At 72.2% G+C, this 1,803-nt stretch carries 2 protein-coding genes; both read right to left on the reverse strand.

Translation table 11 applies throughout. The features are described from left to right. Positions 1–76: 76 nt before the first annotated feature. Positions 77–811 carry a profilin-fold protein gene (locus tag B4V06_RS17325; protein WP_498170790.1) on the reverse strand — a complete coding sequence of 245 codons (735 nt, stop codon included), beginning with the start codon at positions 809–811 and terminating at the stop codon, positions 77–79. 77 nt (positions 812–888) lie between these two features. Continuing rightward, on the reverse strand, positions 889–1,803 hold a 915-nt coding region (locus B4V06_RS17330; RefSeq protein ID WP_498170791.1), incomplete at its 5' end, for an FtsZ/tubulin family protein.

Here is a 1,803-nt window from a genome sequence, read left to right on the forward strand (position 1 = left end):
ACGATCGAGAATACGAGAACCGTCTCCCGCTGAGGATTTAAATAGCACTGAGTACGGACAGAAAGGCTCGGTATCCCTACAGCTCGACCGTCGCGAGGTCGCTCTCCAACTCTCCCACGAACTCGTTGTACGCGTCGACGAATCCGCGGAAAGAGTCGGCGTACTCGCGGACGTCGGCCGCGGAGGGCGCCTCGTACTGCGAGAGGAGGTAGAGGCCGCCGGAGCCGCCCACGCGGAGGTACGAGACGGTACCCTCGTCCCACTTCAGCTCCCAACGGTCGCCCTCGACGCGGGCGGTGTAGGTCCCGTAGTCGTCGCCCTCGTACCGGTGGATCTCACCGGCCATGACGGTGCAGGCCTCGCGGATCGCGTCCAGCACGCGGTCGCGCTCGGCGACGACCCCGTCGGTCGAGGCGGGCTCCGGAAACTCGGCGCTCACGCCGTCGAGGACGCCCGACAGCGACGCGACGTACTCGTTCCAAGCGACGACGAAGTTCGCGTAGTCGTCGAGGGCGGCCGCGAGGTCCTCCGGGTCCGGCGGCTGCTTCGTCGAGATGACGTATACGTCGGAGCCGGACTTCGGCGAGAACAGCAGGAACTCCAGCTCTCCGGCCTCGTGTTTGACGGTCCACGTCCCGCCGGGCGTCGACAGCTCCCGACGGCCGTAGTCGCCCCCTTGGAGCTTGGCGAGTTGGTAGGCGATCGTTCCGGCGTGGTCGCGGACCGCGGCGACGAGCTCGTCGCGCCGGTCGGCGACCGCGTCCGTGTCGCGCACGTCGAGGTCGAGCCCGAGGTCGGCGTGGGTGGTCACGACCGATCTGGGCGCCACAAGCGGTTAATCGGTTCGGGTGGATGAAGTCCCCGCCGGCCCCGCCCGACGGGATGGGGTCACGCGATCGACTCCCGGATCTCCCGGATCCGCGCCGGTTCGTCGATCCCCGAGCGCAACACGACGGCGAACACCGCCTCGCCGTCCGGATCCGGCGCGTCCCCGCTCAGTATCGCGTCCGACCCGGTCTCCTCCGCGATCCATCGCCGGCCGTCGGCGATCGCCTGGCGGTTGAGCCACGGCGGCGGCCCGCCGACGACGAGCAGGGTCCGGTCCGCGCGCCCCTCGCGGACCTCGACCGTCGACTTCCCGCGGGTCGCCTTCCGGATCGCCGTCTCGATCGCCGACACCGCGGCGCTGGCGTCGACCTCGGCGGGCTCGTCCGAACCGAACAGCCCGAGCCCGAACCGCGACCCCGACTCCGGCGGGTCGACCGCCTGCGCGGCGTGGCCGACCGCGGCGAGCTCCCCGTCGTCACCGAGCACGCGGGCGACGTCGCTCGCGTCGAGCACCTGCTGCGGGGTCGACGTCCCGGCGTCCGACTCGCCGGCCCCGAACAGCGCCGCGGTCCGCTCGACGACGACCTCGTTCAGCCGGTCCCGAGCGTCGGCGAGGGTCTCCCCCGGGCGGAGCCACGCGTCGTTGTCGAAGGGGAACACGGCCGCACAGCGGTCGGAGAGGGCGTCGAGCGTCCGGGCCGCGTTCTTCTCCGCGAGCGGTCGCCGGGGCTCGCGCTCCCCGGGATCAGTCGCGCTCCCGCGGACGGGGTCGACCTCGCTGGCCGCCGACTCCGCCGGCGTCGGGAGCAGCCCGACGGCGTACACCGGCGCGTCGTAGAGACGCGACAGTTCCTCCGCGAGCGCGGGTGCCGCGCCCGCGCCCGCGGCGCCGCCGAGGCCGACGACGAGCACGAACGCCTCCGCGATCGACGGGTTCTCGTCGTCCATGACGCGACCGAGCTCGCTCGCGTGGGC

The organism is Halorubrum sp. B53, assembly GCF_059752395.1.